The 23,682-nt window shown below is 66.9% G+C and carries 21 protein-coding genes; 13 read left to right on the top strand and 8 right to left on the bottom strand.

The genetic code is table 11. The annotated features are described in order from the left end of the window. Positions 1 to 321 precede the first annotated feature (321 nt). Together KBW95_RS20740 and KBW95_RS20735 are read left to right on the top strand one after the other, a co-directional pair. Positions 322 to 2,676 (top strand): prolyl oligopeptidase family serine peptidase, encoded by a 2,355-nt coding sequence (locus tag KBW95_RS20740; RefSeq protein ID WP_211529228.1) that lies wholly within the window; start codon positions 322 to 324, stop codon positions 2,674 to 2,676. 56 nt (positions 2,677 to 2,732) lie between these two features. Further along, positions 2,733 to 4,922: a hypothetical protein gene (locus tag KBW95_RS20735; RefSeq protein WP_229429918.1), complete on the top strand. Its 2,190-nt coding sequence runs from the start codon at positions 2,733 to 2,735 to the stop codon at positions 4,920 to 4,922. A gap of 18 nt (positions 4,923 to 4,940) precedes the next feature. On the opposite strand, the gene KBW95_RS20730 is transcribed toward KBW95_RS20735, so the two are convergent. Continuing rightward, a complete protein-coding gene (locus KBW95_RS20730; protein WP_211529210.1) occupies positions 4,941 to 6,182 on the bottom strand; it encodes a M20/M25/M40 family metallo-hydrolase in 1,242 nt (413 codons plus the stop codon). Beyond that, on the bottom strand, positions 6,182 to 7,417 hold the full coding sequence (locus tag KBW95_RS20725) for a urate hydroxylase PuuD (RefSeq protein ID WP_211529209.1): 1,236 nt from the start codon (positions 7,415 to 7,417) through the stop codon (positions 6,182 to 6,184). Before KBW95_RS20725 ends, KBW95_RS20730 begins: the two co-directional genes overlap by 1 nt. Positions 7,418 to 7,519: 102 nt before the next feature. Here KBW95_RS20725 and KBW95_RS20720 point away from each other — a divergent pair, with 102 nt between their 5' ends. From KBW95_RS20720 to KBW95_RS20710, 3 genes are all read left to right on the top strand, one after another. Further along, entirely contained in the window at positions 7,520 to 8,458 is a 939-nt protein-coding gene (locus KBW95_RS20720; protein ID WP_211529208.1) for a LysR substrate-binding domain-containing protein, read from the top strand. 73 nt (positions 8,459 to 8,531) lie between these two features. After that, positions 8,532 to 10,277, top strand: coding sequence for an allantoate amidohydrolase (locus tag KBW95_RS20715; RefSeq protein ID WP_211529207.1), 1,746 nt, complete (start codon positions 8,532 to 8,534; stop codon positions 10,275 to 10,277). A gap of 28 nt (positions 10,278 to 10,305) precedes the next feature. After that, complete coding sequence (locus tag KBW95_RS20710) at positions 10,306 to 10,728, top strand: HIT family protein (protein WP_211524262.1); 423 nt, start codon at positions 10,306 to 10,308, stop codon at positions 10,726 to 10,728. A 22-nt stretch (positions 10,729 to 10,750) separates the two neighbouring features. On the opposite strand, the gene KBW95_RS20705 is transcribed toward KBW95_RS20710, so the two are convergent. After that, positions 10,751 to 11,395: a hypothetical protein gene (locus tag KBW95_RS20705; protein WP_211524261.1), complete on the bottom strand. Its 645-nt coding sequence runs from the start codon at positions 11,393 to 11,395 to the stop codon at positions 10,751 to 10,753. A 92-nt stretch (positions 11,396 to 11,487) separates the two neighbouring features. Between KBW95_RS20705 and KBW95_RS20700 the strand changes: the two genes are divergently transcribed. Next, positions 11,488 to 12,396 carry a LysR family transcriptional regulator gene (locus KBW95_RS20700; protein WP_211529206.1) on the top strand — a complete coding sequence of 303 codons (909 nt, stop codon included), beginning with the start codon at positions 11,488 to 11,490 and terminating at the stop codon, positions 12,394 to 12,396. Here the strand turns inward: KBW95_RS20700 and KBW95_RS20695 are convergent. The 4 genes from KBW95_RS20695 to KBW95_RS20680 form a co-directional block, all read right to left on the bottom strand. Next, complete coding sequence (locus KBW95_RS20695; RefSeq protein WP_211529205.1) at positions 12,368 to 13,825, bottom strand: NCS1 family nucleobase:cation symporter-1; 1,458 nt, start codon at positions 13,823 to 13,825, stop codon at positions 12,368 to 12,370. The two genes, KBW95_RS20700 and KBW95_RS20695, sit on opposite strands and share 29 nt — an antisense overlap. Before the next feature lie 67 nt (positions 13,826 to 13,892). After that, a complete protein-coding gene (locus KBW95_RS20690) occupies positions 13,893 to 14,882 on the bottom strand; it encodes an FAD-dependent oxidoreductase (protein ID WP_211524258.1) in 990 nt (329 codons plus the stop codon). 104 nt (positions 14,883 to 14,986) lie between these two features. After that, on the bottom strand, positions 14,987 to 16,486 hold the full coding sequence (locus KBW95_RS20685) for a CoA-acylating methylmalonate-semialdehyde dehydrogenase (protein WP_211529204.1): 1,500 nt from the start codon (positions 16,484 to 16,486) through the stop codon (positions 14,987 to 14,989). Between the two features lie 12 nt (positions 16,487 to 16,498). Then, positions 16,499 to 17,815, bottom strand: coding sequence for an aspartate aminotransferase family protein (locus tag KBW95_RS20680; protein ID WP_211524256.1), 1,317 nt, complete (start codon positions 17,813 to 17,815; stop codon positions 16,499 to 16,501). A gap of 227 nt (positions 17,816 to 18,042) precedes the next feature. On the opposite strand from KBW95_RS20680, the gene KBW95_RS20675 reads away from it, so the two are divergent. The 5 genes from KBW95_RS20675 to KBW95_RS20655 all read left to right on the top strand — a co-directional run bounded on the left by KBW95_RS20675 (position 18,043) and on the right by KBW95_RS20655 (position 21,344). Further along, a complete protein-coding gene (locus KBW95_RS20675) occupies positions 18,043 to 18,618 on the top strand; it encodes a GNAT family N-acetyltransferase (RefSeq protein WP_211524255.1) in 576 nt (191 codons plus the stop codon). Continuing rightward, the gene (locus tag KBW95_RS20670) at positions 18,615 to 19,226 is read left to right on the top strand and encodes a TonB family protein (protein ID WP_211524254.1); all 612 of its coding nucleotides are present in this window, start codon (positions 18,615 to 18,617) and stop codon (positions 19,224 to 19,226) included. Before KBW95_RS20675 ends, KBW95_RS20670 begins: the two co-directional genes overlap by 4 nt. Positions 19,227 to 19,413: 187 nt before the next feature. Further along, positions 19,414 to 19,680: a hypothetical protein gene (locus KBW95_RS20665; RefSeq protein ID WP_229429917.1), complete on the top strand. Its 267-nt coding sequence runs from the start codon at positions 19,414 to 19,416 to the stop codon at positions 19,678 to 19,680. A 3-nt stretch (positions 19,681 to 19,683) separates the two neighbouring features. Beyond that, a complete protein-coding gene (locus KBW95_RS20660) occupies positions 19,684 to 20,574 on the top strand; it encodes a sensor histidine kinase (RefSeq protein ID WP_211524253.1) in 891 nt (296 codons plus the stop codon). Next, on the top strand, positions 20,571 to 21,344 hold the full coding sequence (locus tag KBW95_RS20655; protein WP_211524252.1) for a LytTR family DNA-binding domain-containing protein: 774 nt from the start codon (positions 20,571 to 20,573) through the stop codon (positions 21,342 to 21,344). The genes KBW95_RS20660 and KBW95_RS20655 overlap by 4 nt, the downstream gene beginning before the upstream one ends. Before the next feature lie 515 nt (positions 21,345 to 21,859). On the opposite strand, the gene KBW95_RS20650 is transcribed toward KBW95_RS20655, so the two are convergent. After that, complete coding sequence (locus tag KBW95_RS20650; RefSeq protein WP_211529203.1) at positions 21,860 to 22,486, bottom strand: DUF2076 family protein; 627 nt, start codon at positions 22,484 to 22,486, stop codon at positions 21,860 to 21,862. A 119-nt stretch (positions 22,487 to 22,605) separates the two neighbouring features. Between KBW95_RS20650 and KBW95_RS20645 the strand changes: the two genes are divergently transcribed. Both KBW95_RS20645 and KBW95_RS20640 read left to right on the top strand, forming a co-directional pair. Continuing rightward, positions 22,606 to 23,022 (top strand): VOC family protein, encoded by a 417-nt coding sequence (locus tag KBW95_RS20645; RefSeq protein ID WP_211524288.1) that lies wholly within the window; start codon positions 22,606 to 22,608, stop codon positions 23,020 to 23,022. 49 nt (positions 23,023 to 23,071) lie between these two features. After that, on the top strand, positions 23,072 to 23,629 hold the full coding sequence (locus tag KBW95_RS20640; protein ID WP_211524250.1) for a DUF2058 domain-containing protein: 558 nt from the start codon (positions 23,072 to 23,074) through the stop codon (positions 23,627 to 23,629). The last annotated feature ends 53 nt before the right edge of the window (positions 23,630 to 23,682 follow it).

Here is a 23,682-nt window from a genome sequence, read left to right as displayed (position 1 = left end):
GGGCTCCCTCCGTGCGAGGCTGAGCATGGACTTGTTCGAATACGCACTGGTGGCCCTGGCCGCACTGGCCGTCGCCGGCCGCATCGCCATGCTCCTGCCGCGCGCACCGAAAGGTCCCTACAAGGCGATCTGAGATCGCCGCGCACCGTTGCGGTGCAGCATAGATATCTTCCCGACGCCGGTCATACATATGTGTGATCGGCGTTTGTCGTTACGGCAAAAAAACCTGCCTGTATTGACGCCGTCGCCAGCAGTGGCTGAGCTAGAATGCACTCGCCTTACCAAGGCAAGCATGTGTTCACCCACCTCACCATGATTACGATGCGACCACCCTTCTTCCCCACGATTCTCGCGGCGCTGATCGCGCTGCCGGCGGCGGCCTCCACGCCCATCACCCTCGACCAGGCCATGGACCACCCGGACTGGATCGGCACGCCGGTGGAAGCCGCATGGTGGAGCTGGGACGGCAAGCAGGTCTACTACAAGCAGAAGCGCACCGGTTCGCCCCTGCGCGACACCTTCCAGGCCGGCGCCAAGCCGCGCCTGGTGGCCGACACCGAACTGGCGAAGGTCGACAGCCCGGATGTGTTCTATAGCCCGGACCGCAGCCGCATGCTGGTGCTGCGCAACGGCGACCTGTTCGAACGCAGCCTGAAGAACGGCGACCTGGTCCAGATCACGCGCGGCGCGAGCAAGCTGGACGCCGCCCAGTTCACGGCCGACGGCCGCGGCGTGCAGTACCGCATCGGCAACGACTGGTACCTGTGGGACCGCGCATCCAAGGTGGTCGGCCCGGCCGCGCTGCCGCGCGCCGCCAAGGACCCGGCGGCTACCGACGACGACGCGCTGCGCACCATGCAGCTGCGCCTGATCACGACCCTCAAGCGCCAGAAGGACGAGCGCGACGCCATGCGCGCGCGTACCGAAGAACTGCGCCGCATCGACCCGAGCATGGCGCCGGCTCCCGTGTACTTCGGCGACAAGGTCGAGATCGAGAACAGCAGCCTGTCCCCGGACGGCCGCTGGCTGATCGTCGCCACCGCGCCCAAGGGCAGCGACAAGGGCCGCGTCGGCAAGATGCCGCGCTACGTGACCGAGTCGGGCTACGAGGAATTCGACGACCAGCGCACCCGGGTGGGACGCAACATGCCGGCGCCGCATGCACTGAAGCTGGTCGACCTGCGCACCAACAAGGTGCAGGAGCTCTCCTTCGACGTGCTGCCGGGCGTGAACCAGGACCCGCTGGCCGAGCTGCGCGCCGCCGCCAAGCGCGATCCGCTCAAGGGCAACCGCGCGCTGCGCGTGATCGACGGCGTCGACGGCATCAGCTGGAGCGCCAACGGCGCCGGCGTGGCCGTGATGCTGCGCGCGGTCGACAACAAGGACCGCTGGATCGCCACCGTCGACCTGGACGGCGCCAAGCTCAAGCCGCTGCACCGCCTGACGGACAACGCCTGGGTCAACTACGACAACAACGAATTCGGCTGGCTGCCGGACAACCGCAGCCTGTGGTTCCTGTCCGAGGAAAGCGGCTACTCGCACCTGTACACGGCGGACACCGCGACCGGCAGCATCCGTGCCCTCACCCAGGGCAAGTGGGAAGCCTCGGACGTGCGCTGGACCCGCGACGGCGGCACCGCCTACGTCATGTGCAACCGCGCCACTCCGGGCGATTACGAAGTCTGCGCGGTCAACGCCAGGACCGGCGCCGTGCGCGAAGTGACCCAGCTCGACGGCGTCGAGCGCTTCCGTTTATCGCCGGGCGAGGACAAGCTGCTGCTGCACTGGTCGGCCAGCTACACCCCGGTGCAGATCGCGACCGTTCCGGTCTCCGGCGGCGCGGCCACCAGGCTGACCGACACCCGCACGGCGGACTTCAAGGCGCGCACCTGGATCGAGCCGCAATACGTGGCCGTGCCCTCGAGCGCCGGCGGCGACCCGGTCTGGGCCAAGCTGTACCGCCCGGCCCAGCTGGAAGCGGGCAAGAAGTACCCGGTCGTGATGTTCGTGCACGGCGCCGGCTACCTGCAGAACGTCAGCAAGCGCTACCCGAACTACTTCCGCGAGCAGATGTTCCACAACCTGCTGGTGCAGAAGGGCTACGTGGTGCTCGACATGGACTACCGCGCCTCGAAAGGCTACGGCGCCAAGTGGCGCAACGCGATCTACCGCCAGATGGGCCATCCTGAACTGCAGGACTACATCGACGGCGTGAATTACATGGTCAAGAACCACCAGGGCGACGCCGCGAATGTGGGCGTGTACGGCGGCAGCTACGGCGGCTTCATGACCTTCATGGCCCTGATGCGCGCACCCGAGGTGTTCAAGTCCGGCGCGGCGCTGCGCCCGGTGACCGACTGGACCACCTACAACCACGAATACACCGCCAACATCCTGAACACGCCGGACATCGACCCGCAGGCCTACAAGGTGTCGTCGCCGATCGAGTACGCCGAGAACCTCAAGGGCAACCTGCTGATCTCGCACGGCATGGTGGACGACAACGTGTTCTACCAGGACTCGGTGCGCATGGCCCAGCGACTCATCGAACTGAAAAAGGACAACTGGGAACTGGCCAGCTATCCGCTGGAGCGCCACGCCTACGTGCAGCCGGAAGCCTGGTTCGACCAGTACCGCCGCATCTACAAGCTGTTCGAGCGCACCCTCAAGCAGTAAAACGGTAAGATGAAAGGCGCCTCCGGGCGCCTTTCTAACTTCCTCACCGGCTGCGTATGACCCTTCCCGCCGCAATTCTTCCCAGACTCGCCTGCACTCTCCTGCTGGCCATCACGGCCGCGTCCTCCTCGCTGCTGCATGCGCAGGCCTTCCAGGGCCTGCCGGCCGGCGGCGGATTCGATCCGCAGCGCGTGCTCGACGCCCGCTACGGGAAGGCTTCCGCGGCCGCCGAAAGCGGGTCCGCGCCGGCTGCGATCGAAGGAGCGCTTGCCACCTTGCGCATCGAATCCACGGGCGCCACCGAGGACAAGCGCGTGCCCGTCAGTGTTGGACAGGTATTCGCTCCGGGCGCGGTCGCGGGCGGGGCCGGACTGGCGGGCAAGCTGGCCGACGGCAGCCGCGTCCCGCTGCAGGTCGACGTCAAGGCCCGCCATCCCGACGGCTCGCTGCGTCATGCCGTCGTCTCCGCCATCCTGCCCGTGCCAAGCAAGCATCCGCTTGCGCTGGGCCTGCTGCCTGCTTCGGGGGCCGCGCCGCAAGCCGGCGGCGCGCCGGCGCTGCCGGAAGGCGTAAGCGCCACCTTTACCGCCACGCTGGACGGCAAGCCCTGGGTCGCGACGCTGGCGCGGGCTTTCGCCAAGGGCAAGCCGCGCAGCTGGCTCGCCGGTCCCGTGGTCCAGGAATGGGTGGCCGCGATCCCTCTTGCCGACGCGGCGGGACGCCCCCACCCGCATCTGAGCGCCCGCTTCGCGCTGCGCTGGTATCCCGAGCTGCGCAAGGCGCGGGTCGACCTGACGGTCGAAAACGACTGGGCCTTCGAACCGAACCCGTCGAACCTGACCTACGACGCCGAACTGGCCGTGAACGGGGACACCGTGTTCCGCCAGCCGGAGCTGGTGCATTACCATCACGCGCGCTGGCGCAAGCTCGCCTGGACGGGAGGAGCCCCCGCCATCCACGTGCGCCACGACACCGCCCAGCTGCTGGCCTCGCGCGCGCTGCCGAACTACGACGCTTCGGTGCGGATCGACGACAGCGCGCTGACGGCGATGCACAAGGCCTGGTCCGGCCCCAAGACCGAACCGATGGGTGTCGGCGCGGCGCTGCCGGCCATGCCCACCACCGGCGGGAGGCCGGACATCGGCCTGCTGCCGGGATGGGCGGTGATGTACCTGCTGGGCATGGATCCGCGCGCGCGCGACATCACCTTCGGGACCGCCGACCTGGCCGGCAGCTGGTCCATGCATTACCGCGACCGGCGCACCGATCTGCCGGTCAGCCTGGTCGACTATCCTTACCTCTCCACGCTCGGAGGTCCGTCGGTGAAGTTCAACCCGGTGGCCAAGCGCAGCGAAGCCTTTCCCGACTGCGTGCGCCCGGAGGCCTGCCGCACGCCGAATCTGCACGACACCTCGCATCAACCCGGCTTCGCCTACCTTCCCTATCTGCTCACAGGGGATCATTACTACCTCGAGGAACTGCAGTTCTGGGCCATGTACAACGTGTTCGCCTCGAATCCTCCCTACCGGTTCTACGGCAAAGGCGTCCTGAAATGGGACCAGGTAAGGGGCCAGGCGTGGTCGCTGCGCACACTGGCCCAGGCGGCCTACATCACGCCGGACAAGCATCCGCTCAAGCCGCACTTCCTGTCCCTGCTCGACCATAACCTCGACTGGTACAACACCGAGTACACCAACAACCCGCGCGCTCCCGAACAGGGCTTCCTCACCTTTGGCTATGCCATCGTCTACGAGCGCGGACGCGGCATCGCGCCCTGGCAGGACGACTTCTTCACCTCCGCCGTCGGCCACGCCGCGGAACTCGGCTTCGGCAAGGCCAAGACCCTGCTCGCCTGGAAAGCGCGCTTTCCGGCCAGGCGCATGGTGGGCGAAGGAAGCTGCTGGATCGCCGCGTCCAGCTATGCGTGGATGGTGCGCGACAAGCCGGATGGACCCTTCTACCCGACGATTGGCGAGATGGTCCGCGCCAGCTTGCCGGAACAGGCAAGAGACCTGCCTTGCGCCAGCGACGCCATGATGGCTGCGCTCAAGCGCAAGCCAGGCGAAATGCTGGGCTACTCGAGCGGCACCTCGGCCTCTCCCGCCAACATGCAGCCCGCCCTGGCCTATGCCGCCGATACCCTCGGGGACGAGGGCTGGAAGGCATGGCGCCAGTTCATGGCGCGCAGCTTCAAGCCGAACTTCGGCGCCGGTCCGCAGTTCGCCATCGTGCCGCGCACAAAATAGCCACGCTCAGAGCCGCGTTCAGGCCTGCGGACCGAGGAAGTCGAGCAGGGTCAGCGCCACCACCTTGGTGGCCTTGCGCAGGTCGTCGAGCAGCAGGCGTTCGTCGGCCTTCTTGGCGTTCGATTCCAGCACCGTGCGCGGCCCTGCGCCGTACAGCACCGCCGGGATGCCGCGCTCGCCGTACAGGCGGGCATCGGCGTACAGCGGCGTGCCCTGGGCCGTGATCTCTTCGCCCATCACGGCGCGGCCGTGCTGCTGCAGGCTCGCCACCAGCTTCTCGGAACCCGGCAGCGGGCGCAGCGCATGCGACAGCAGCAGGCGCCGGATCTCGAGGCGGATCCCGGGCAAGCCGCGCACCGCCTCCTCGACCAGGGCGCGCACCTGGGCTTCCACCGCCACCGGGTCTTCCTCCGGAATCATGCGCCGGTCCATCTTCATGACCACCTTGCCCGGCACCACATTGGTATTGGTGCCGCCGTCGATGCGGCCCACCAGCATGGTCGGGGAATCGATGCCCGGCACCTTGCTCTTGATCTTCTTGAGTTCCGGCAGCTGGCCGTAGATCGCGTTCAGGATGCGGGTCGCGGCCTGCAGGGCGTCGACCGCCGTCTCCGGCATGGCGCCGTGGCCGGCCTTGCCGTGTACGGTGATCTCGAGCTGGAGGCAGGCGTTGTGGGCGGTGACGATGTTGTAGGCGAAGCCCGCCGCGATCACGTAGTCCGGACGGGTCAGGCCCTGCTCCAGCAGCCAGCCCGGCCCCAGCAGCCCGCCGAATTCCTCGTCGTAGGTGAAGTGCAGCTCCAGCGCGCCCCTGAGCGGCACGCCCAGCGCTTCCAGCGCGCGCACCGCGTACACATAGGTAGCGAAGTCGCTCTTGGACACCGCGGCGGCGCGCCCGTACAGGAAGCCGTCTTCCACCACCGCGTCGTAGGGCGGCCGGGTCCAGCCCTCGCCCGGCGGCACTACGTCGCCGTGGGCGTTGAGCGCCAGGGTCGGCCCGCCCGCGCCATAGGGACGGCGTACGATCAGGTTGGTGATGCTCTCCATGCCGTAGTCGCGCACTTCCTGCGCCGGCACCGCGTGCTTCTCGGCCTGCCAGCCGAAGCCGCCAAGCAGGGCGGCCACCTGCTCCGCATGCGGCGCGTTATTCCCCGGCGGCGTATCGGTCGGGATGCGCACCACCTGCTGGAGAAAGCCGACCTCTTCGTCGAAATGCGCGTCGATCCATTGCAGCAGACGCTCCCGCAGCTGTGTGTCCATTAGTTGTTCCCTGTCTTGGCGCCGGACTCGAACCACGCGGCGATCTGGGCGCGTTCGGCGTCGGTCATGTTGGTGAGGTTCGCGAGCGGCATCGCCTTGGTCTGCACGGTCTGCTGGTAGATGCGCGCGGCATTCTGGTGCACGAGTTCCGGGGTATGCAGCATGACGCCGCTTGGGGCGGTCGCGAAGCCGGGCTGGGTCGGCTGCTGGGCGTGGCAGGCCACGCAGCGCTGGTCGACGATGGTGCGCACGGCGGCGAAGCGGGCCGCCGCGTCTTCTCCGGCCGCGGTCCTGGATTGCACCGGCGCCTTCGGCGCGATCGCCACGGCCAGCCCGAGCAACAGGGCCACGCCGGCCGCCGGGTACTTCCATTCGATGCGCCCCTTGTGGCGCAGGTTGAAGAAGTGGCGGATCAGCACACCGGCCAGCATGATCGTGCCCAGCACCGCCCAGGCGTGCTCGTGGCGGTAGGTCATCGCGTAGTGGTTGCTGATCATGATGAACAGCACCGGCAAGGTGAAGTAGTTGTTGTGGACGCTGCGCTGCTTGGCCTTGATGCCGTAAATGGGATCGGGCTTCTGCCCCGCCAGCATGGCGTTCACCATCGTGCGCTGGCCGGGGATGATCACCATCGCCACGTTGGCCACCATCATGGTGCCGATCATCGCGCCCACGTGCAGGTAGGCGGCGCGTCCGCTGAGCAGGTGGGTCAGCGCCCAGCTGCTGGCGAGCAGGAACAGGAAGATCAGCACGCCCACCAGCAGGTCGCGCTTGCCCAGCGGCGAGCGGCACAGCAGGTCGTAGACCACCCAGCCGACCACCAGGCTGCCCAGGCCGACGCCCACCGCCTGCCAGCTCGACAGATCGGCCACGCTGCGGTCGACCATCATGGCCTGGGCGTTGAAGTAGTAGACGATGAACAGCAACGCGAAGCCCGACAGCCAGGTCGAATAGGCTTCCCATTTGAACCAGTGCAGTTCCTTCGGCAGTTCGGCGGGCGCCACCAGGTATTTCTGCGGGTTGTAGAAGCCGCCGCCGTGCACGGCCCAGAGCTCGCCCGAGACGCCCTTCTTCGCCAGTTCGGAGCCGGGCGCTGGCGGGCGGATGGTGTTGTCGAGCCAGACGAAATAGAAGGACGCGCCGATCCACGCGATGCCGGTGATGATATGCAGCCAGCGTACGAGCAGGTTCAGCCACTCGAGTGCATACGGGGTCAAATAGCCGAACACGTCCATGGAGCTTCCTGTTGATGGAATGCCTCGACAATAAACCGATTTCATTTTCAGCAACATGAAAACTAGCGTATATTCGACATATCCGTCTTGATATACGCAACGATGTCCAGCCTGCCCCAGCACCTCGACCTGCACCTGATCCGCATCCTGTATCTGTTGCTGGTAGAAAAGAATGTGTCGCGCGTCGCGCTCAAGCTGAACCAGCCGCAGCCCTCGATCTCGGCCTCGCTGCGTAAACTCCGCGAGCTGACCGGCGACCCGCTGCTGGTGCGCGGGGCGCGCGGCATGGTGCCCACCCAGCATGGCGAAAGCCTGCTGAACCCGGCCAAGCGCATCCTCGACGAGGCCGAAAGCCTGTTCGTCAAGAAGTCACCCTTCGTGCCCGAGCAGGCGGCGCGCACCTTCCACATCGCCGCGCCCGACTACCTCGACACCCAGTTCCTGCCCAACGTGGTGGCTGCCCTGCGCCGCGGCTCGCCCAACAGCAAGGTGGTGATCCACAGCCTGGGACCGGGCACGGACTACCTGCGCATGCTGTCGGACGGCGACATGGACCTGGTGATCGCCAACTGGGACGAACCGCCGCCCCACCTGCACATCTCCAAGCTGTTCGAGGACCCGATCATCTGCGCCATGCGCGCCGACAGCCCCTACGCGAAGCGCACGGCCGCCGATGCGATGACGGTCGAGGATTACCTGAGCTTGCCCCATGTCGCCCCGACCCAGATGCTGCCGGGCTACCATGGGGTGATCGATGCCTTCCTGGAGCGCCAGGGCATGCAGCGCAAGGTCGCGGTCGAGTCGCCCTACTTCGGCGTGATTCCCTATATGCTGACCCAGAGCGACCTGGTGCTGACGACCGGGCGCCAGTTCATCCGCTTCTATGAAAAGACGCTGCCGCTGAAGAGCTTTACGGTGCCGATCAAGTTCCCGCCGATGCGCTTCTACCAGCTCTGGCACCAGCGCGTGCACCAGTCGTCCGAGCACAAGTGGCTGCGCGACCAGGTTAGTAGCGCGGCCAAGGCCCTGGTGCCAAAATAAGGGGTATGCGGTACGGCATATGAAAGGCGCGACTTGCAGGATTTATCATCCAATGCTCGAACGACGGACGGCCATGACCACACTCACCGAACTCAATGCCTGCGACGCGCCCGCCTTTGTCGAGCGCCTGCGCGGCATCTACGAACACTCCCCCTGGATCGCCGAACGGGCGGCCGCGCAGCGGCCCTTCGCCAGCCTGGCCGCGCTCAAGCTGGCGCTGCAGGCCGTGGTCGACACGGCCGGCGAAGACGCCCGGCTCGCCCTGCTGCGCGCCCACCCCGAGCTGGCCGGCAAGGCCGCCATCGCCGGGGAACTGACGGCGGAATCGACCAGCGAGCAGGCCAGCTCGGGCCTGAACCGCTGCACGCCGGAAGAGTACACGGCGCTGCAGGACCTCAACGCCCAGTACAAGGACAAGTTCGGCTTCCCCTTCATCCTCGCCGTCAAGGGCCCGACCGGACGCGGCTTGAGCCGGCGCGCGGTGATCGACACCTTCGCGCGGCGCCTCAAGAACCAGCGTGACGACGAGCTGCGCGAATGCCTGCGCCAGGTGCACCGCATCGCCGAAATCCGCCTCAACGAACTGCTCGGCGTCACGCTCGCCTTCGGGCCGCGGGTAATGGAATGGGCCGAGCAGCTGGGCGCCATCAGCGACAGCGAATCGAACCTGACCTGCGCCTACATGACGCCGGCCCACCAAGCCACCGCCGCGCAGATCGCGGACTGGATGCGCGAGGCAGGCATGGAAGTCCACATCGACGCCGTCGGTAACGTGGTGGGCCGCTACACCGCCGCGCAGGGCGATGCCAAAACCCTCATCACCGGCTCCCACTACGACACCGTGCGCAACGGCGGCAAGTACGACGGCCGGCTCGGCATCCTGCTGCCCATCGCCCTGGTGCGCCACCTGAACGAACGCGGCGAGCGCCTGCCCTTCCACCTGGAAGTGATCGGTTTCGCCGAAGAGGAAGGCGTGCGTTTCCGCAGCACCTTCCTGGGCAGCAGCGCGGTCACGGGCAGTTTCGACATGGCCTTGCTGGACCAGGAGGATGCGGAAGGCATCACCATGCGCGAGGCCCTGGCGGCCGCCGGCCACGATCCGGCGTCCATTCCCGCCATCGCGCGCGATCCGGCTTCCCTGCTCGGCTTCGTCGAGGTCCACATCGAACAGGGGCCGGTGCTGCTGCAGCACGGGCTGCCGCTGGGCGTGGTGACGGCGATCGCCGGCAGCTCACGCTACCTGGTGGAACTGGCGGGGGTATCCAGCCATGCCGGGACCACCCCGATGGGCATGCGGCGCGACGCAGCCGCCGCCGCAGCTGAAATCGTGCTGCTGGTCGAGCAGCGCTGCGGCAACCGCGGCGCCCTGGTCGGCACGGTCGGCCAGTTGGAGGTGCCCTCCGGCTCGGTGAACGTGGTGCCGGGCGCCTGCCGCCTGTCGCTCGACATCCGCGCCGCCGACGACGCCCAGCGCCTGGCGGCGGTGGACGACATCCTGGCCGGCATCAGCGCCATCTGCGCCCGCCGCGGCATCGAGGAAAAGCTGTGGAAGCTGGTGGAAGCCGAAGCCGTGCCCTGCGCCCCGCGCCTGATGGACAGGCTGGGCGAAGCGGTCGAACGCGCCGGCCTGCCGCGCTTCGACCTGCCCTCCGGCGCCGGCCACGATGCGATGCGCATGGCCGCGATCACGGAGGTGGCGATGCTGTTCACACGCTGCGGCAACGGCGGCATCAGCCATAATCCGCTGGAGACCATGACGGCGGACGACGCCGAGATCGCGGGCCAGGTGCTGCTGGACTTCCTGCGCAACCTGGGCTGAACCCTTCACCTATTCGACAGGACGATTCATGAGCTACGATCCCCAGAACCCGTTCGGCAAGATCCTGCGCGGCGAACTGCCATGCGTGAAAGTCTATGAAGACGACATGACCCTCGCGATCATGGACATCATGCCGCAGGCCGAAGGCCATGTGCTGGTGCTGCCGAAGGAAGGCGCCGCCGAGATCTTCGAGCTGTCCGAAGCAAGCGCCGTGGCCTGCATCCGCACCACCCAGAGGGTGGCGAAGGCGGTCAAAACTGCGCTGCAGCCGCCGGGCGTCCTGATCGCCCAGTTCAACGGCCGCGCGGCCGGCCAGACCGTGCCGCACGTGCACTTCCACATCGTCCCGCGCACCGAAGCGACGCCGCTCAGGCCGCACGCGGCCGAGCAGGCGGACCCGGACCAGCTGCGTGCGCTGGCCGCGCGGATTGCCGCCGCCCTGCCAGGCTGAGGATTTTGCAACCGGCTCCAGCTCAGCGCAGGTCGCCGGTTTCGAAGTAGACGGTGCCGACCACCGGCGCCAGCCGGCCCAGCACCGCTTCGGGATTGGACAAGTCCGGCTTGCCGACCCTGAGCGGCCCCGGCGCGGGCGCAGCCAGCTTCACGATGTGGTCGTAGTCGGGCCGGCTGTCCAGGCGCTTGAACAGGTACTTCCCCGCCGGCAGATACTCGGCCTCGGCACGCTGCCGCATGGCCGGGTCGAGCCGCTTGAAGTAGACGACCTTGTCGACGACGAACTGCACCCGTGCGAGCTGGCGCTGTCCACCACGCTCGAAGTGGCCGCTGTAGACGTCGGCCCCGAAGGCGCGCAGCGGCGACGTGCTGGCGGGATCGAGGCGCGAGAGTTCGAAGTGTTCGGGGTCGATGGTCCACAGGGCAGTCGTGCCCTGCATGCGGGCGCGCAGTTCGCTGTCCTGCCGCGGGTCGGCCAGGCGTACCTGCAGCACGGCCTGGACATCGTGCGGCGCGCGGAACAGGGGCAGGTGCGAGGCGTACAGCCCGTCCTTGTCCCCGAACAGGGCCATGCCGTGCGAGCCATAGCTGGCGTCGTGCGCCATCGCTGGAAGTGCGGCAGCCAGGCCGGCCAGCAGCAGACCGCGTCTAAGTAGATTCACCATGCTTGTTCCTTGATCGAATGTCGGGCATAGTACGCCGGACTTCGTTTCCAGTGAAGCAACCAATTTTCACTCTTCGTGTCCCAACAGGAAACATGAACCTCCCCGACCTGCGCGTCTTCACTGTCGTCGCGCGCCACGATTCGCTGAATGCGGCCGCCGAAGAGCTGCACTTGACGCCGTCCGCCATTTCCAAGGCCCTCAGGCGCCTCGAAGAAGAACTCGGCCTGCCGCTGTTCGACCGCAGCACACGCCAGCTGGTCCTGAACGAGCGCGGCGCCATGCTGCTGGGCCGGGCGCGTACCCTGCTCGATCTCGCCGAGCAGGCGCGCCTCGACGTGCAGGGTGAACGGGCGGAGATGGATTGCCGCATCGGCGGCCCGGCCGTGCTGCTGTGGCGCCATGGCGAAGGCCTGGCGGAGGGCTTGCAGTCCTACACCGGCGCACGCCTGCATCTGCGGCCCCTGTTCGAAGGCGAGGCGCTGGCCGCCCTGGCGCGCGGCGATCTGCACGCGGCCCTGGTCACGCAGGAGGCATTGGACAGCCCGCACTGGTCGCCCGAGTGGGATGCGACCGACCTGGGCGAGCTGGCCCTGAACGTGATCGCCGCCAGCAGGCACCCGCTGGCACAAATGGGACAACGAGGCCGCAAGCCGGTGCAGGCCGTGGACGTACTGGAATACCCATTCGCCTCGCCGGCGCGCTCGCTGTTCTGCGGCGTCGCCCGCGGCAGCCGCTCGGACGGATGGCGCGACGACCTGCTGCCGCGCACCATCCGCTACTGGGCCGACGACCTGCAGGTGCTGCTCGGCTTCGTGCGCGAAGGCCGGGCCTTGGCCTACCTGCCCGATTTCGCCGCCGGCGAACACGGCCTGGTCGGCATCCGCGTGGTCGACCTGGGCTTTTCGTCGACCGAGCAGGTGCGGCTGGTGTGGAACCCGCTGCGCGCGCCCCGCTGGCTGCGCGAACTGGCCGCTAGCCTCGGGAACCAGAGCGCATCATGACGCCGTAGACAACGGCGGCAATCGCCACGCCGACGAACCAGGCGTAGGTGTAGATGGTCTTGAAGGCCTCGCCCACGTCCGGGAAGGCGCTCGGGAAGGCCGCGTTGAGGAAGCCCGGGATATTCGGCAGCACGCCCAGCACGAAGGCCGCGATGGCCGCCATGTTCCAACCGTTCTTGTACGAGTAGATGCCGTCGTGGCGGTACATCTGCTCCACGTCCAGCCGCGTCTTGCGCACCAGGTAGTAGTCGACCATCAGCACGCCCGCGATCGGGCCGAGCAGGGCCGAGTAGCCGACCAGCCAGGTGAAGATGTAGTTCTGGGTGGTCTCCAGGATCTTCCAGGGCATCATTACCAGCGCCAGCCCGGCCGTGAGGTAGCCGCCGGTACGGTAGCTGATGCGGCGCGGCGCCAGCGCGGAAAAGTCGTAGGCCGGGCCGACCAGGTTGGCCGCCAGGTTCACGCTGACGGTGTCGATCAGCAGCACGATCAGCGCCACCAGCACCGCGATGCCGGTCATGCGCGCCGCCAGGTCGACCGGGTCCCACAGCGCCTTGCCGTACAGGACCACGGTGGCCGAGGTGACGATCACCGCCAGCGCGGCCAGCAGTCCCATGGGCACCGGCAGGCCGACCGTCTGGCCCACCACCTGGTCGCGCTGCGACTTGGCGAAGCGGGTGAAGTCGGGGATGTTCAGCGCCAGGGTGGCCCAGAAGCCGATCATGGCCGTCAGCGAGGGCCAGAAGGTGGTCCAGAACTGCCCTTCCTTCGGGCCGCCCGCGACGAACTGCGAGGGCTTTTCCAGCAGCGGACCGAAGCCGCCCGCCTTGTCGTAGACCCACCAGAGCAGCACGAAGCAGATCGCGATCTTGAGCGGCGCGGTCCAGGTCTCGAGCTTGCGGATCGAGTCCATGCCGTGCACGATGAAATACAGCTGGATCGCCCAGAAGGCCAGGAAGCACAGCAACTGGGCAAGATTGATCCCGAGGCCGGCGATCGCTTCGCCGCCGATCGGCGCGCCGTTCATCACGCCCAGCAGCGTATAGATCGTGCTGCCGCCGAACCAGGTCTGGATGCCGTACCAGCCGCAGGCGACGATGGCGCGCATCAGCGCCGGCAGCTTGGCGCCGCTGGTACCGAAGGAGGTGCGGGCCAGCACCGCATAGGGAATCCCGTACTTGGCGCCCGCATGCCCGATCAGCAGCATCGGCACCAGCACGATGGCGTTCGCCAGGAAGACCGTCAGCACCGCCTGCCAGGCCGACATGCCCGCCTCCACCAGGCTGGCCGACAGCGTGTAGGCCGGAATGCACATCACCATGCCGACCCACAATGCGGCGAAGTGGTACCAGCGCCAGGTGCGCTGGTGCGCGCCGGTGGGCGCAAGGTCCTCGTTCCAGAGGTCGTTGTGGGTGGATGGGCTGGTCACGGGCGGCTCTCCTTGTTGGTTTGCGCGCGAGTGTAGCGCAATCGAGCCCCGCGTGACGAACGCCGCCCTAGGACTGCAGGTCGGCGTGAATGGTCTGCGCGGCCAGCGCGCCATGGCGCAGGGCCAGGGCGATGCCATGTCCCGGCGCCACGCAATCGCCGCCGGCGTAGACGCCCGGCAGCGCGGTGCGCATGAAGGGATCGACGCGCACCCTGTCGCCCTCCTGCGACAGGCGGCAGGCGCTCTCGTCGCGCTGGCAGGCGTCATCGCTGGCGCGGCCCACCGCCTTGAACACGGCATGGGCGGCGATCTCGGTGAAGCCGCCGGTGTCGACCAGGCGGCCGTCGAGCAGGCGGGTCTGCTCGAAGCGCACCGCCTGCACGCCGCCGCGCTCGTCGCGCAGCACCTCGAGCGGCGAGGCCCAGGCGCGCAGGCGCACGTAGCTGGCGCGCGCCGTCTGTTCTTCGTAGCCGTCCGCTTCCAGGCCGTGGCGGTAGACCAGGGTCACGTCCTGGGTCCCGAGGCGCTTGAGGCGCGCGGCCATCTCGACCGCGCCGCGCGCCGCGCCGATCACGATCGCGCGGTGCGGCACCGGCAGCGCCAGCAGGTCTTCGGTGGAGTGCACCGCCGCCAGGTGCTTGCCGGCGTCGACCAGGCCGGGGGCCTCGGCGCCGGTCAGCTCCAGCACGCGTCCCGAGGCCAGGCCCACGCCCAGGAAGACGGCGTCGTGCGACAGGTGCAGCGCCGACAGCTCGCGGTGCTGGCCCAGCTTGCAGCCGTACTCGATCCGCACCCGCCCGAGGGCGGCCAGGCGCTCGAGTTCCTGCTGCGCCCCCTCCTCCTCCAGCATCAGGACCGGCGCCGACTGCATGCGCTCGTACGAACGCGCTTCGAACACGGTGACGGCATTGCCCAGCATGGCCAGGCGATGGGCGCAGGCCATGCCTGCCGGTCCGGCGCCGACCACGGCGATGTGCTTTCCGGTGAAGGATGCCGGTGCGCGCGGCAGGACAGGCGCCGCCACGGTAACTGCTGACTCGACGCAGTGTGCTTTCATATGCCACTCTCTTATAGTTGTATTGGACATCGCGGCTGCTTCCGTTAGAGCAGCCGTTTCGCATCCTTCGGGCGGGATGCGGCGCCACCGAAGCTGCCGGTCGTCTAAGTCATTTGCGGGAACGCGAACTGCGGTCCGGAACTGGCGCTGTCCGGCCAGCGCTGCATCACGGCCTTGTGGCGCGTGTAGAAGCGCACGCCTTCAGGGCCGTAGGTGTGGTGGTCACCGAACAGGCTGCGCTTCCAGCCGCCGAAGCTGTTGAAGGCCATCGGCACCGGCAGCGGCACGTTCACGCCCACCATGCCGACTTCGATCTGGCGCACGAACTCGCGCGCCACGCCGCCGTCGCGGGTGAAGATGGCCACGCCGTTTCCGTATTCGTTGGCGTTGATGAGTTTCACGGCGCTGCCCACGTCCGGCAGGCGCACCACGCACAGCACCGGGCCGAAGATCTCTTCCTTGTAGATCGTCATCTCGGGCTTCACGTGGTCGAACAGGGTGCCGCCCACGAAGAAGCCGTTCTCGCAGCCCGCCACCGTGTGTCCACGGCCGTCCACCACCAGCGTGGCGCCCTGCTCCACGCCCTGGCCGATCAGGCGCTCGATGCGCTCCTTGGCGGCCCTGGTGATCACCGGTCCCATCTCGGCGCCGTCCTGCATGCCGTCGCCGATCTTGAGCGTTGCCGTGCGTTCGGCCAGCGCCGCCACCAGGCGGTCGCCCGCGTCGCCGATGGCTACCGCGACCGAGATCGCCATGCAGCGCTCGCCGGCGGAACCGTAGGCGGCGCCGACCAGGGCGTCGACCGCCATCTCCATGTCGGCGTCGGGCATGACGACCATGTGGTTCTTGGCGCCGCCCAGGGCCTGCACGCGCTTGCCGTTTGCCGAGCCGCGTGCGTAGATGTACTCGGCGATCGGGGTCGAACCGACGAAGCTGATCGCTTCCACCCCGGGATGGTCGAGCAGCGCATCGACCGCCACCTTATCGCCCTGGATCACGTTGAACACGCCATCCGGCAGGCCTGCTTCCTTCAGCAGGCGCGCATGCAGCAGCGAAGCCGAGGGATCGCGCTCGGAGGGTTTCAGCACGAAGGTATTGCCGCAGGCGATGGCGACCGGGAACATCCACATCGGCACCATCACCGGGAAGTTGAAGGGCGTGATGCCGGCCACCACGCCCAGCGGCTGGCGCATCGACCAGGCGTCGATGCCGCGCGCCACCTGGTCGGTGAACTCGCCCTTGAGCAGCTGGGGAATGCCGACCGCGAACTCCACCACCTCGATGCCGCGCGCCACCTCGCCCTTCGCGTCAGGGAAGGTCTTGCCGTGCTCGCGCGTGACGATGGCCGCGAATTCGTCGGCATGCTGGCGGCACAGCTGCAGGTAGTTGAACAGCACCCGCGCCCGCTGCAGCGGCGGCGTGGCGGCCCAGGCCGGGAAGGCGCCGGCGGCGGCGGCCACCGCCGCGTCCACGTCCTGCTGGTCGGCCAGCGCCACGCGCGCGCAGGGCTCGCCGCGCGCCGGGTTGTAGACGTCGGCGTGGCGCGCGCCGGGGCGCTCCGCCAGTTGTCCGCCGATGTAATGGGAAATCAGGGTGTCGCTCATGCTTCGCTCGGCTCAGTCAAGGTTTTTCAGGAGGGTCGCCAGCTTGCCGAACAGTTCGTCGACGTGCTGCCGTTCCAGGATCAGGGGCGGCGACAGCGCGATGATGTCGCCCGTGGTGCGGATCAGGATGCCGTCCGCAAAGGCTTTCTTGAGGGCGCTGTAGGCGCGCGCGCCCGGCTTGCCCGATATCGGCTCAAGTTCAATGGCGCCCACCACGCCGACCGAGCGCAGGTCGATCACGTGCGGCAGGCCGCGCAGCGAATGCAGGGCGTCCTCGAAATAGGGCTGGATCTGCTTGGCGTTCTCCATGACGCCCTGCTCGCGGAACACGCGCAGGGTGGCCTGGGCCGCGGCGCAGGCCAGCGGGTGGCCCGAGTAGGTATAGCCGTGGAACAGTTCGATGCCCGGCGGCGCGTCCATGAAGGCGTCGTGGATGTGGCGCCTGGAGAACACCGCCCCCATCGGCACGGCGCCGTTGGTGATGCCCTTGGCGACCGTCATCAGGTCCGGCTCGACCCCGAAGTAGTCGGCCGCGAAGGGCGTGGCCAGGCGCCCGAAGCCGGTGATGACTTCGTCGAAGATCAGGAGGATGCCGTGCTTGTCGCAGATGTCGCGCAGGCGCTTCAGGTAGCCTTTCGGCGGCACCAGCACGCCGGTGGAACCGGATACCGGTTCGATGATGACGGCGGCGATGGTGGACGCGTCGTGCAGCGCCACCAGGCGTTCCAGCTCGTCGGCCAGTTCTGCGCCGAAGTCCGGCTCGCCGCGCGAGAACGCGTTCTTGAGCAGGTTGTGGGTGTGCGGCAGGTGGTCCGCGCCCGGCAGCAGCGGGCCGAACTGCTTGCGGTTGGGGCCGATGCCGCCCACGGTCAGCCCGCCGAAACCGACGCCATGGTAGCCGCGCTCGCGCCCGATCAGGCGGGTGCGCCCGCCCTCCCCGCGCGCCTTGTGGTAAGCCAGCGCCATCTTGAGGGCCGTATCCACGGCTTCCGAGCCCGAGCTGGTGTAGAACACGTGGCCGAACTTGTGGCCGCTGAATTCCATCAGCTGCTCGGCCAGCTCGAAGGCGGCCGGGTGGCCCATCTGGAAGGTCGGGGCGAAGTCGAGCTGGCCGGCCATGGTGGCGATCGCCTCGACGATCCGGGGCTGGGCATGGCCGCAGGGCACGCACCACAGTCCCGCGGTGCCGTCCAGGATGCGATTGCCGTCCACATCGCGGTAATACATGCCTTCGGCCGAGACCAGCAGGCGCGGATCGTTCTTGTAATCGCGATTATTGGTAAAAGGCATCCAAAAGGACGCTAGCGAGCTGGGTCTCGACTCGTTCATTGCGCTTCTCCTTGGCATCGCGGCAACGGGGGCTTGATGGGCCCATGCGATGAGCGGTGATAAAGTGTGAACAAGTTTGGTCATCCTTGCAATCGGAACACGACCATATTGATTAGTATCAATCGGTGATATCGATAGCATGTTGTTATGCATCACCATGAGCGGCGCGCCGACTTTTGGCGCCAGGAATGGTATGCTTGCGGTTAAAACATTGACAATACTGAGACATGTCGACCTATTCCACTCCCGTCCTCACGACCCAACGCCTGGTGCTGCGCCCGCTGACCCACCAGGATGCGCCCGCCCTGTTCGCCGTCTTTTCCGACCCCGCCGTGGTGCGCTACTGGAGCGCCGACCCGTGGACCGACATTTCCTTCGCCGAGACCGCGATCGCGCGCGCGATGGAGAGCTACCGCGACGAAACCGACATCCGCTTCGCCATCGAACTGGCGGAGACGGGTGAGCTGATCGGCACGGTCAACCTGCACCACTTCTTCAACCAGAACAACCGCTGCGAGCTCGGTTACGCGCTGGGCAGCCCGCACTGGGGCAAGGGCTACGCCACCGAGGCGATCGCCGCCGCGCTCGAGCATGGCTTCCACGCCGCCAAGCTGAACCGGGTGGAGGCCGACATCGATCCGCGCAACAGCGCCTCGGCCAAGGTGCTGGAAAAGCTGGGCTTCCGCAAGGAAGGCTATATGCCGCAGCGCTGGCTGGTGCACGGCCAGTACGCCGACACGGTGAACTACGGACTCCTGCGCAGCTACTGGGAGGAGCGCAGCGCGGGCGGAGGCGCTGCGTGAACCCGAAAGCCATTGCGGGTGTGACTGCCCTGCTGGCCCTGCTGGGTGTCCAGCAGTCGGTAGCCGCCCAGGCCACGGTGCCGGTATGGCGCGAGCTGGTCATTTATCCGGCCGACGGCGCCTATCCCGCCGAGCTGGCGCGGCGCGGCGTGCAGGGCGAAGCCCTGGTCGAAGTCTCACTGGACGGGCAAGGCCGGCGCATGGCGCGGGTGCGTTCCTCGTCGCGTTCGGCCGAGCTGGACACCCTGGCCGCCCGCATCGCCGAACGCAGCGACGCCGCCACCCCGGTCGCGGGTGTGCGCACCGGGCTGGTGAAGGTCCTGTTCCGCAAGGACCACGCATCGACGGTCGCCGGCAAGACCTGCGCCGATTTCAATGTCGACGCGGCCTACCAGGCCGCCACCTTCCCGGAACGCGACGTGCGCGGCATGCCGGTGATGGTGGAGTCGATCGGCAAGCTCATCTACACCCTGCACCGCGAGACCCAGAGCAAGAGCTTCCCCGGCATGGGGCCGGTGCTGGACGCCACCGTGGCGGCCTGCGCACGCACGCCCGAGGCAGGCATGCTGGATGTGATGCGGCGCGAGGCGCTCAAGTTGCTGGAGTAGTAATTCGGCTAACTAACCGTTATCAGCGCTACAACCGTGCAGTTCGCGGCCTATTTTCCAGCACTCCCGCTTATCCGCCCTCCCGACCGTTAATCCCGGCATTTGCGCACTTCATCGGATGATGCTGGCGATCACTCCTGTGCGGGCCTACAGTAAAGCCATTCGCACACTGAAAGGAATGCACCGCATGAAAACCAACACCCGCTTCCAGTCCTTCGTCACCGACGTCAAAGTCGCAGGCCGCGGCTTCGCACGCGCCGTGAACGCCGGCAGCCGCACCCTGGCCGCGCAATCGTGGCCGGTCCTGCTCGTTGCCGCCATCGTGCTGGCTTGTATCTTGACCATCATTCCGCTGGCCGTGACCCTGTTCATCGCCTTCCTGGTGTTCAAGTACGTGGCCAACGCCATCTTCGACCGCCGTCCGCGCCCGGTCGCCCATCGCGACGTGGAGTAAATCATGGCCGCCACCCAGATCAACCGCGCCGTGGACTTCGTGCGCGACGCCGTCAGCGAGGCCAGCGCCCTGTGGTGGCGCTTCTTCGACTGGCTGGCCATGGTCGAGTGGCGCCAGCTCTACCTGATCTGGTTCCTCGTCCTGGCCTTCGGCGTCTTCTTCCGCCTGAACGAAGCAGCCGTGTGGTTCGTCGTCATCTCGCTGGCCGTCAAGGTGCTGGCCGGCGGCAAGCGGCGCGCCGAGCTGATGGCCAAGGAAGCCTCGGACAAGGCCAACGTCGCCACCCTGGAACGCCGCCTGATGGAAGCCAAGATGGCGGCGCTCCAGGCCCAGGTCGAGCCGCACTTCCTGTTCAACACCCTGGCCCTGATCGGCCAGCTGATCGAGACCGATCAGAAGGAAGCGGCGCGGGTGCACGCCCACCTGGTCGAGTACCTGCGTTCTTCGCTGCCGCAGATGCGCGCCGGCACCGGCGCCACCCTGGGCAAGCAGGTCGAACTGTCGCGTGCCTATCTGGCCATCATGCAGGCCAGGATGAAGGAGAGGCTCATGGTGCGCTGGGAAGTTCCCGATTTCCTGGGCAGCTCGCCCTTCCCGCCGATGATGCTGCAGACCCTGATCGAGAATTCGATCAAGCACGGGCTGGAGCCCAAGGTGGCGGGCGGCACCATCGTGATCCGCGCCCACGTGGTCGGCGCCATCCTGCACGTGGACGTGTGCGACGACGGCGTCGGCATCGACATGCATGCTCCCGAAGGCGTGGGCCTGGCCAACATCCGCGAACGCCTGGCGCTGCTATACGGCGCCCAGGCCGAGCTGGTGATCGAGACCCCCTTGGGCGGCGGCGCCTGCGCCTCGATCCGCCTGCCCTACAAGATGACGGAGGAAGGATGAGTCCAGCCGCGCCGACTGCACTGATCGCGGACGACGAGGCGCCGATGCGCGAACAGCTGCGCATGCGCCTGCAGGAAGCATGGCCCGAACTGCGCATCGTCGCGGAAGCGGCCAATGGCATGGAAGCGGTGGCGATGGCCGAGGTGCAGCAGCCGGACATCGTCTTCCTCGACATCCGCATGCCGGGCATGGGGGGCATCGACGCCGCCAAACAGCTCTACAGCCATTGCCATATCGTGTTCGTCACCGCCTACGACCAGTATGCGGTGGACGCCTTCGAGCAGGGGGCGATCGATTACCTGCTCAAGCCGGTGACGACGGAACGGCTGGCGACCACGCGCGCGCGGCTCGGCAAGCGGCTGGCCCGGCCGCCGCAGGACATCGGCGCCCAGCTGGCGCAACTGAGCGGCTTGCTGCGCGACGGCGCTGGCGCACCGCGTCCGAACTACCTGCGCTGGATCCAGGCCCAGGTGGGCAACAGCCTGCGCATGATCAGCACGCGCGAAGTGCTGTTCTTCCAGTCCGAGGACAAGTACACACGGGTGCAGACACTCACGGCCGAGCTGCTGATCCGCAAGACGCTCAAGGAGCTGGCGGATGAACTCGATCCGGATGAGTTCTGGCGGATTCACCGCTCGACCCTGGTGCGGGTCGATGCGATCAGCGAAGTCTCGCGCGACTTGCGGGGAAGGCAAATGCTGCGCCTGCGTAACTGGGCGGGAGAGCTGGAGGTGAGCCGCAACCACACCTATCTCTTCCAGCAGATGTAATCCGCAGCGCTCTCTGGAAAAATTTCCGTCCGGCTTTTTCCTACCCCAAACATTAGAAATGGTGCAATGTCAAAGTAGTAAACTTTGCATAAACCGCACAGAATCATCCCATTAGGATGAACTCTTAACAAACTACTTTAAGTGCAAAACCGTGTCTGATAGCATCCCTTTTCTTCTGGAGGGACGCATGAGTGAACACGGCAGGAACGACGCTCGCAAAGACCGGGCAACCGCACAAATCGTGGACGCGGGGCTGCATATCTGCGGCCAGCATGGAGTGAATCCCGCATTGGATTTTTTGGAAGAAGCCGGCGTCCCCAGGCCCGTCGCGCTTCGAGTGCTGTGCTCGCCGGACCACTTTCGCAAGCGCGAACGGCGGAGGTTCAGACGACCCGGCCGGCCAGCCGAGCAAGCACCCCTGCCTTTTACAGAAATGGCAGAGCCGCAATACTAGCGGACACCTGGCGAGTTGAGCAGGAACGGGGATGGTCCGCGCATCCCCACGAGGTCTTCCGTTACCCAAACAGCCCTTCGTCCGAGCCATCGCCATCGAAGAAACCGCCCAGGCTGTCGTCGTTGCTGTCTAGAAAGCCTTCCGACTCTCCGATCGCCCCGAGTCCCGCCTGTTCGGCCAGCGAACTGCCGGACTGATCGTTATCCGACAGCAGATGCTGGCCTCCTCCACCGTCGTGGTCATGGAACAGGTTATCGAGACCATGGAACAGGAAGCTGCCCGCCGCCACGCCGGCCGCCGTTGCCGCCATCGTTCCCAGCAAGCCCCCTCCCCGGCTCATCCCGCCGGGCATCGCGTGCTGATAGCTCGGCTGGTAGGCATGCTGGTAATGCTGCGGCGCCTGCGTGGGCTGGGACCGGCCGCGTCCCCATACGTGATCGAGGAAACCGCCACCCCGGCTTTGCTGGGCGGAATTCACCTGGTTCTCCAGCGCCGCGATGCGGGCACGGGCGCTGTCCAGGGCCTGTTCCATCAACAGCGCGCGCTGCACCAGCAGGTAGGCCGCGTCGGGCTGCTGCTCGAAGGCGCGCTGGATCAGGGCGTCGGCTTGCGGGTCTTTCTTGATACCGCGGGCCTGGACCAGCTGGCCCAGGAAATCGTGAAGCATGTTTGCATCGGATGGGCTCATGGTGGTGCTCCTCATCGTTAGACATCGATAAGGAATCATGTTGTGTGCATGACCCGAAATTCAAGTTCGACAAGCCCGTTGCGGTACCATGTCCAGGCCGCCACCACGAGGAGACCGCCATGGGTTCGACCCTGATTCCCTGCCTGCGTTACCAGGACGCGCATGCCGCCATCGACTGGCTGTGCCGGAATTTTGGCTTCCAGAAACGCACCGTCATCCCGAACAAGAGCGGCGGCGTGGCGCATGCGGAGCTCGTGCTCGGCGACGGCATGGTCATGCTCGGTTCGCACATGGACGACCGGCTGGCCGGGGTCATCGTTCCGCCGGATCGCGTTGGCGGCGTGCAGACCCAGACCACCTGGGTTCAGGTGGCGGACGCCGACGACGTCTACGCGCGCGTGGTCGACAGCGGCGCCACGGTGGTCCAGGAAATCGACGACGCGCCCTTCGGCGGCCGCACCTTCGCCTGCCGCGATCCGGAAGGCCATGTGTGGCATGTCGGCACCTGGGATGCCTGGGCTTCCTCTGCGCAGTGAGGCTTTGCTATGCTAGCGGTTTGAATGCAACCACCCTAGGGATAACAACATGGTTTCGCTGGCTGATCAATTATTGAAAGCGGGCCTGGTCGACAAGAAGAAGGTCAAGCAGGTTCACCAGGACAAGAGCAAGCAGCACAAGATCGAACTGCGCACCGGCGCGGAAGCGAAGAACGAGTCGCGCGAGGCGGCTCTGGAATTGCAGCGCAAGAACGCCGAGCGTGCGCGCGAGCTGAACGCCCAGCGCGACGCGGCCGCGACGCAGAAGGCCATCATGGCGCAAATCGTGCAGATGGTGCAGCAGAACAAGCAGCCGAAGACGAAGAACGGCAAGGACGACGTGCCTTACAACTTCACCTTCGGCACCAAGATCGAGCGCATCTACGTGTCGCCCCAGGTGCAGGAACACCTGGTCGCCGGCCGCCTGGTCATCGTCGGCACGAATGTTGGCAACAAGGGCGGCTTCGAACTGGTGCCGCGCGTGATCGCCGAGAAGATCGCGGAACGCGATGCCTCGCTGGTGGTGCAGGTGAAGAAGCCCAGCCAGGCGGTCGAGGAGGACGATCCTTACGCGGCTTACAAGATTCCTGACGATCTGATGTGGTAAGCCGGCAGCCGTAGGGGGGGGGGGGGGGGGCGCCGCCCCCCCCCCCCCCGCCC

Origin of the sequence: Massilia sp. ZL223, assembly GCF_018119395.1 — a bacterium.
GTDB lineage: Bacteria > Pseudomonadota > Gammaproteobacteria > Burkholderiales > Burkholderiaceae_D > Telluria.
Note: the sequence above shows the minus strand (reverse complement) of the source record. Positions and strands in the feature narration are given on the sequence as shown.